Source organism: Hoeflea sp., assembly GCF_039975035.1.
Classification (GTDB): Bacteria; Pseudomonadota; Alphaproteobacteria; order Rhizobiales; family Rhizobiaceae; genus Hoeflea.
This window is the reverse complement of the sequence record NZ_JBDWHW010000021.1, coordinates 59,076-66,047: the sequence shown is the minus strand read 5'-3', so window position 1 is coordinate 66,047 and position 6,972 is coordinate 59,076. Positions and strand designations below refer to the sequence as shown.

The following is a 6,972-nucleotide window of genomic DNA, read 5'->3' as shown; positions in this document are numbered from 1 at the left end:
GGGGAGCCTGTCAGCTTTGGCCCTGCAAGGTTGTTCCACAACAGAAACGCTGCAGGTGCCGCCCAAGCCTGAAGGCCCACCTTCTGCCTATCTTGCCATGTACGGACCGATGCCGGGTGAAAGGTTTCCGATTCCAGCAGTCGAGCTGACAAAAGTGCCGGAAAAACTCTGGCGGAGGCAGGTCGATTATGCCGGCCCGTACCCGGTCGGTACGGTCGTGGTCAATACACACACGTTCTTCCTTCATCTCGTCCAGGAAGGTGGCAAGGCCATGCGCTATGGCGTTGGCCTTGGCCGGCAAGGCTTTGAATGGTCGGGCGAAGGCCGCATACAATGGAAGCAGTCATGGCCAAAATGGACGCCGCCCGCGGAGATGATCGCGCGGCAACCGGAACTGGAACGATGGAGCGCTGACAACGGTGGCATGCCGCCCGGGCTCGATAATCCTTTGGGCGCGCGTGCACTCTACATCTTCCAAAACGGTGTAGACACACTCTACCGTATCCATGGCTCGCCGGAATACTGGACGATCGGCAAGGCCGTCTCGAGCGGATGCGTCCGATTGATGAACCAGGATATTATTGACCTGTACGACCGCGTGCCTTCGGGCTCCCGGCTCATCGTGATGTGAGACGGCCATGCGTAACAGATCTTTGTATGTCACGGCCTTTGCCGCAATCGTCGGGTTAGCAATCGCCGCGATTGTTGTGATGGTGCAAAAGGATGAAGCAGGAGCGGGGCTTCTTAAACCAGAGGACCGGCGGGTGCTGGCGTTGGGAAAAACCCTGTACGCCGCAAATTGCGCCTCCTGCCATGGTGTGAAACTGGAAGGGCAAGTCGAGGACTGGCGTTCGCCGGGTCCCGACGGCCTGATGCCGGCGCCCCCCCATGACGAGACCGGCCACACCTGGCATCATCCGGATGAACTTCTCTTCGAGATCACAAAGTACGGAACTGTAGCCGCCGCCAATCTGAAAAATTACACTTCGGCAATGCCGATCTATGAAGGCGTGCTCACCGATACAGAAATCATCGCGGTACTCTCCTACATCAAGAGCACATGGCCGGACGAAATCCGCAGCCGCCATGACGAAATGAATGCGCGCTACGCCCTGGAGCCGAAATGACCCCTTCAAAACGTATGGCTTGGGTGGACATTGCGAAGGGCGTGTCGATCATCCTGGTGGTGATGATGTATGCGGCCTACAACACCGGTAGCCATACCGGCGGTGTTGGTTTCCTTCATTATGTGATCGCATTCGCGACGCCCTTTCGCATGCCGGAGTTCTTCCTCATTTCCGGCCTGTTTCTTTCGACGGTGATCGCTCGCCCCTGGCGGCGATATGCTGATCGCCGTTTTGTGCATTACATGTATTTCTATGGATTGTGGGCTTTCATCATGATCGCTTTGAAAGTGGGTGTTTTCGCGCGCGATCCCGTTGCCATGGCGGCGGATCTTGCCCGCGCCATTGTCCAGCCCTATGGCGTGTTGTGGTTTGTCTACATGCTCGGCGTGTTCGCCATTGCCGCAAAGCTGCTGTGGCAATGGCGGATGCCGCACTGGCTTGTGATTGCTGCTGCGACAGGTTTGCAGATCGCTCCGATCAACGTTTCAAGTTACATTGTGACGCAATTTGCCGCCTATTTCGTGTTCTTCTACATAGGCTATGCGTTCGCTCCGCAGATTTTCCGGATGGCGGGCTGGATAGCCGAAAACCGGGGGAAAGCAATTGCTGCGCTGACTGTCTGGTTCGTCGTCAACGGGGCTTTGGTGTTTCTCCCTGGTTTCGAACTGCTTCCGGACGAAACCCGCATGGGATTTGCCGCGTTTCCACCGCTGCATTTCCTGCTTGGTGTGGCAGGCGCGGTGGCCCTTTGCGCCTTCAGTGTGGTTTTGGTGGACCGGCCGTATACAGGCTGGTTGCGATGGATCGGTGCCCATTCGCTTGTCATCTATCTGGCTTTCACCCTTCCCATGTCGATCTTTCGCGAGCTAGCTATGAATACCGGTCTGATCACGCAAACCGGACCGCTCAGCCTCGCGGTCTTCGTGGTAGCCCTGACAACACCGGTCATACTCTATCTTGCTATCGGCATGACTGGTTTCGGGCACTTCCTGTTCGAGCGGCCGGGATGGGCGCGCCTCAAATCTGAGTAGGTTCGGCATAACATGATTTTGGTGTTGTCGTCGTCGAAACGGATGGTGAGGACCCGTAGGCTCTTCCCATTCAGTGCGGCGAAGAGCCCTGCCGGCAGCGCCGCCGTCGTACCCCTTCAGGCAATCGAATTCGGAGTTGTCATACAGCTACCATTCAGTGGTTTTCTCGTCTCCAGAAATCGCCTCAACATGATGCCGTGATTCATCATTGATCCGCCCGGAACCAGCATTTGTGCTGGCGATGTCCGCATCAAGAACGCCTCCTGTACCAAATACACCCATGCTGGACATAGGCTCACACGGCCCGTCCATCTGGCACCTTTCACTTCGTCTGGAAGCTGTCAGTTCGTTTTCAGGCGAAATTTCGCATGGCAGGAAGTCAGGTCTGAAGCATTATGTGAAAGGCGTGTTCGGCGGACATCGACGAAATCTCTGTCGCAGGGTCTACTTTCTTCCCGAATGGCCCGAGGCCTCTAACGTTCCCCGCTCTCATACGCATGTCCGGGGTCAACGCATCAGGATGGCTTTCAGCGGCCGAACAGAGAGAATTCGCGTACATACCAAAGGCGTTCGCCAGTGCGATGAACTCTGCGGGTTGGGTCAGAATGGCCGAACTGGCTCCAGAGCCGGCAATGACGGGATTGCCGGCGAAGTAGGCGATAAGGGCGCTGCCAGACCACTGATATATCGTTTCCGCGGCAGCTTTGAACAACCCAGAACGTAGGAGCTGCTGCCTTTGAACATAGTATCGATCAGCTTCTCTGCCTCGGCCATAGATTTCATATCCAGTCGTCGAACGATGACGGTCCTTTCACTCGCTTGAACATATGCCGTGGCCGTAGCGGCGGCACCTGCCAGCGATAATCGATACCAAAGCGGCCACTATCTTTGAAATCATTAAAGGTCTCCCTCCGAACGGAAATCTTAAGCTGTTCACGTTCCACAGTGCATTCTCAAACAGGGGGATGCCGAAATGACGGCCAGTTCAAAGTCAACTTAGCCTCTCTCGCATGACCTCGTGAGGAGTGACTTTTGTGACTACGCAAAAAAGCCAATTTGCGACGTAATATTTCAATTACTCCATGTTCGGCGGCACTGCCGCAAATGCGGCGCGCCCGATGCAGTTTCCCAATCATTCCTAGGGATTTCGTTGGTGTCACAGAAAAGACAGTTTTCTGTAGCCATTTCCGCCCATGAACACTCGTTTTGATGACGCGGGAAGGTCCTTAGCGTTAACAAAAAGTTAAGAAAAAGAAACAATATCAATGCCTTGAAGTCGACTCAATTTGAGTCTATCTGTTGGATATGTGTGCGATGTATCGAATCTTTTGCAGGAAGCTGCAGGTTCTCATCAGGTTGGCGATCATCATGTCGCTGGCCGGCTACCCGCTGTCAATTGCTGCGGCCGCTACACACAGCGCTCCACCTGCCAACGATCAGGTAAGTGTAATCCAGCTGATGGATCATGTGGATACCCACATGGCGTCGGACGAAAGCCATCCCGACTATTCGAAGGTTGACCAAGGTTCGAAGCTTGCAAAGCAGGACTGCTGCTATGACTCCTGCGTTGGCTTCGCGCTCGTGACATGCCGGACTGATACAAGCGGACCGGTCGTATTGGCCGCTCGCGAGTTCATAGACGAACACGGCATTACCGGCGAAATCCCTGGCCTTCACCGCCCTCCCAAAATCTAAGTAGGATCGCCCGTTCTGCGGGTCTGATCGTGCGCATTTGAGCACCGTCTGCTCATTGCGCCGCTGATGTGTCCTACTCGGATCGCATCATGAAATTCACATTTCTGATGTCTGCAGTGCCGCTTATTGTGAGCGGATGCGCAGCCGCATTGTCCTCTGAAGTCAGCCGTTCGGGCAGCTCCCGGACAGTTTCAGGCCGCCGATGCGACGACGCACACCACACCCAAGCCGTTAAAGCACGGTTGATCTACCTCCCAAGCACCAAAGGATCAAACAATGAATACTGTAACACTCGCACTCCTCTTCGCAGCTCTTGCCTCTCCAGCGCTCGCCGGAGGAACTCATTCAGATGGCCATGCTGACGCCATGGCCATTGGTGAGCCTGGCAAGAAGGCCAAAGCCACCCAGACGATCCGGGTCACCATGAAAGAAACAGACGACGGCCAGATGATTTTCACTCCCAGCGACTTCAAAGTCCGGAAAGGCCAGACCATCGTCTTTGCCGTCAAGAATGCAGGCGAACTGGAGCACGAATTCGTGCTCGACCAGGAAGACAAGGTCATGGAGCACAAAGCCATGATGGCAAAGTTTCCGGAGATGGAGCATGACGATCCCAATGCCATCCGTCTTACGCCGGGCACGTCCGGCGAGATCGTCTGGAAGTTCACCAACGACGGTGCCTTCAAGATAGCTTGCCTCATCCCAGGCCACTATGAATCTGGAATGCACGGCGACATCGTTGTCGCTCAGAAGTAACATCCGGAACTAAAACATCCCGACACAAGCAACCTCCCCAAGGAAAAATAGATATGAAAACCATTCTGAAACTCGCATCCGCCGCCATCCTCACCCTCAGCTTCGCCTCGGGCGCGCTGGCCGTGGAATACACTAAGGGCGTGGTCAAGAAGATCGACGCCAAGGCCAAGAAAGTCACGCTCATCCATGAAGAACTGAAAAATCTTGGTATGCCAGCCATGACCATGGTGTTCCGTATCAAGGACGAAACGCTGCTGGCCAAACTGAAGCAAGGCGCAAACGTCGAATTCGTTGCCGACCGGGTCGAGGGCAAGCTGACGGTCATCGAACTGAAATAGGACGCATCTGAGCGGTCCACCCTCGAAGCTGGACCGCTCATGACATCGGTGCAATCCCGACCAATCTAAGACTCATGTTGCAGTTAAACAGGACAGAATGCGCGGTATCGCCCCTGTGGTCGATTTTCCTCATTTTCTGTCATCGGCGGAGCTGTGCCCGGTCAGCCGGACATGAGTAGCAATTGATCCAATACAACGTCCCAGAAAGGACACCCCTATGAACAAGATCCTCATCACCCTCGGCCTGACACTTGCAGCCACCACCGGCGCATTTGCTCAATCTTCCGCGCTCGACGTCTATCAGGCTCCGGCCGGCCACGGCTCCGCCAGTTTCGCCGTTGGCGTCAGCAACGACCTGGTCAGCTACGACCGCGCCGGCAATGACGGCTCACCGAGCTACGCAGCACCGCAGGGCGGCGTCGACTACACAGCCACCGGTTCAATCGGTGGCGCGTCAAATGATCAGATCACCTATAACCGTGCCGGCAATGACGGCTCGCCGGTTTTCGCTCGCTAAGACCCCACCTGAAGCGGGGCCGGCTTTTCTCCCGGCCGGTCCCGCTCAGCCTTCCAACATCATCAGCTTCATTCGCTACAAGGAACACTCCTATGAACAAGATCTTCATCACCCTCGGCCTGACACTTGCAGCCACCACCGGCGCATTCGCCCAGTCTTCCGCGCTCGACGTCTATCAGGCTCCGGCCGGCCACGGCTCCGCCAGTTTCGCCGTTGGCGTCAGCAACGACCTGGTCAGCTACGACCGCGCCGGCAATGACGGCTCACCCAGCTACGCAGCACCGCAGGGCGGCGTCGACTACACAGCCACCGGTTCGATCGGTGGCGTGTCAAATGATCAGATCACCTATGACCGTGCCGGCAATGACGGCTCGCCGGTGTTCGCTCGCTAGGACTCCATCGGTAGCAGGACCGGCTGTTCTCCCGGCCGGTCCCGCTTAGCTTCCACCGGCGCATTTGCCCAATCTTCCTCGCCCGACGTCTATCAGGCTCCGGCCGGCCACGACTTCACCACTTACGTCGTTGGTGTCAGCAATGACCTGGTCAGCTATGACCGCGCCGGAAATGACGGTTCACCGAGCTTGGCAGCACCGCAGGCCGGCATTGACCACCCCCCCCGGTTCGATCAGCTACTCGACGGATATTGAGGTAACCTTCGCCACCTCGCCTCGCGCGCTTAACGCGCGGCGCATGCAAACGGAGTCAGGTGGCGCGCGTCAGCTCTTTGTTTCTGCATGTCGCTATCACAAAACCGCAGGACACTTTTGCGCGATATGCATTTGCATTTGGTCGCGACCATTGCCTCTCACAGGGGCGCACATACCGTGTGCCCCTGTTTTGTAAGATATCTAAACATTGTGTTAGCGGCCTGCGACTGGGTTGCAGTCAGTTTCATCGGATTGAGTTCATTCAAATCACGCCTACAAAATTGGCTCGCCGAACCAGTACGGAAATAATTGGAGGCCGCCGACCCAAAACCCACATCAACAATTCAGGACTACTTATGATGTAGGCGACATGCAAACGGCCGACCAAAGATCATGCTTCCAGTCAATGCCGGTAGAAAGCGTGGAATTGATATTGTAGCTGGTTGCCCTGATTTTGACCAATGCCGGGGCGCCACACCTAATGCTGGCAGAATGTTCTGACCGATCAACGTACAATGAATTTCCTGTGGAGTCTTTTTCCACCACAGTAATCACCACATCGACATCGAAATCGCTGTCACGGGCGACATCACTGCTCAACAGGTTCAGGTTCACTGTTCTGAGTCCCTCGACGCTTGCGGTATAGAATATGTGATTTTCGCCCGCATTGACCGGAAGCATGAGACACGAGAACATGATTGCCGAGAAAAAAATCTGACGCATGACTACCTCCCGCAGATTACGCGACACGAGGAATTTTAGCACATCGGAATATGGGTGGCGAATCATAGGGTAGATTCCCGTTTTGAGCGGGCTTCTTCGGTAAAATTTGGACGGAGATTTTCATTGTGAGGTCAAAGT

Annotated in this window: 9 protein-coding genes; 8 read left to right on the top strand and 1 reads right to left on the bottom strand. The window is 55.5% G+C overall.

Features of this window, described 5'->3' with window-relative positions:
* Nucleotides 1-7 precede the first annotated feature (7 nt).
* The 8 genes from ABJN75_RS01935 to ABJN75_RS01900 all read left to right on the top strand — a co-directional run bounded on the left by ABJN75_RS01935 (nt 8) and on the right by ABJN75_RS01900 (nt 5,856).
* The gene (locus ABJN75_RS01935) at nt 8-631 is read left to right on the top strand and encodes a L,D-transpeptidase (protein ID WP_348436334.1); all 624 of its coding nucleotides are present in this window, start codon (nt 8-10) and stop codon (nt 629-631) included.
* 7 nt (nt 632-638) lie between these two features.
* On the top strand, nt 639-1,127 hold the full coding sequence (locus ABJN75_RS01930) for a cytochrome c (RefSeq protein WP_348436330.1): 489 nt from the start codon (nt 639-641) through the stop codon (nt 1,125-1,127).
* Entirely contained in the window at nt 1,124-2,158 is a 1,035-nt protein-coding gene (locus tag ABJN75_RS01925) for an acyltransferase family protein (RefSeq protein ID WP_348436328.1), read from the top strand. Before ABJN75_RS01930 ends, ABJN75_RS01925 begins: the two co-directional genes overlap by 4 nt.
* 1,368 nt (nt 2,159-3,526) lie before the next feature.
* Nucleotides 3,527-3,853: a hypothetical protein gene (locus ABJN75_RS01920; RefSeq protein WP_348436326.1), complete on the top strand. Its 327-nt coding sequence runs from the start codon at nt 3,527-3,529 to the stop codon at nt 3,851-3,853.
* A 276-nt stretch (nt 3,854-4,129) separates the two neighbouring features.
* Nucleotides 4,130-4,609 carry a plastocyanin/azurin family copper-binding protein gene (locus ABJN75_RS01915; protein WP_348436325.1) on the top strand — a complete coding sequence of 160 codons (480 nt, stop codon included), beginning with the start codon at nt 4,130-4,132 and terminating at the stop codon, nt 4,607-4,609.
* 53 nt (nt 4,610-4,662) lie between these two features.
* Nucleotides 4,663-4,947 carry a copper-binding protein gene (locus tag ABJN75_RS01910; RefSeq protein WP_348436323.1) on the top strand — a complete coding sequence of 95 codons (285 nt, stop codon included), beginning with the start codon at nt 4,663-4,665 and terminating at the stop codon, nt 4,945-4,947.
* A 217-nt stretch (nt 4,948-5,164) separates the two neighbouring features.
* A complete protein-coding gene (locus ABJN75_RS01905) occupies nt 5,165-5,464 on the top strand; it encodes a hypothetical protein (protein WP_348436321.1) in 300 nt (99 codons plus the stop codon).
* A gap of 92 nt (nt 5,465-5,556) precedes the next feature.
* On the top strand, nt 5,557-5,856 hold the full coding sequence (locus tag ABJN75_RS01900; RefSeq protein WP_348436319.1) for a hypothetical protein: 300 nt from the start codon (nt 5,557-5,559) through the stop codon (nt 5,854-5,856).
* 609 nt (nt 5,857-6,465) lie between these two features.
* Here ABJN75_RS01900 and ABJN75_RS01895 read toward each other — a convergent pair.
* Nucleotides 6,466-6,834, bottom strand: coding sequence for a hypothetical protein (locus ABJN75_RS01895; RefSeq protein WP_348436317.1), 369 nt, complete (start codon nt 6,832-6,834; stop codon nt 6,466-6,468).
* Nucleotides 6,835-6,972 lie beyond the last annotated feature (138 nt).

What these genes read in the sequence shown, in the direction of transcription:
- ABJN75_RS01930 (WP_348436330.1), top strand. Translation starts at nt 639, where the DNA reads ATGCGTAACAGATCTTTGTATGTCACGGCCTTTGCCGCAATCGTCGGG.
- ABJN75_RS01925 (WP_348436328.1), top strand. Translation starts at nt 1,124, where the DNA reads ATGACCCCTTCAAAACGTATGGCTTGGGTGGACATTGCGAAGGGCGTG.
- ABJN75_RS01920 (WP_348436326.1), top strand. Translation starts at nt 3,527, where the DNA reads ATGTCGCTGGCCGGCTACCCGCTGTCAATTGCTGCGGCCGCTACACAC.
- ABJN75_RS01915 (WP_348436325.1), top strand. Translation starts at nt 4,130, where the DNA reads ATGAATACTGTAACACTCGCACTCCTCTTCGCAGCTCTTGCCTCTCCA.
- ABJN75_RS01910 (WP_348436323.1), top strand. Translation starts at nt 4,663, where the DNA reads ATGAAAACCATTCTGAAACTCGCATCCGCCGCCATCCTCACCCTCAGC.
- ABJN75_RS01905 (WP_348436321.1), top strand. Translation starts at nt 5,165, where the DNA reads ATGAACAAGATCCTCATCACCCTCGGCCTGACACTTGCAGCCACCACC.
- ABJN75_RS01900 (WP_348436319.1), top strand. Translation starts at nt 5,557, where the DNA reads ATGAACAAGATCTTCATCACCCTCGGCCTGACACTTGCAGCCACCACC.
- ABJN75_RS01895 (WP_348436317.1), bottom strand. Translation starts at nt 6,834, where the DNA reads ATGCGTCAGATTTTTTTCTCGGCAATCATGTTCTCGTGTCTCATGCTT.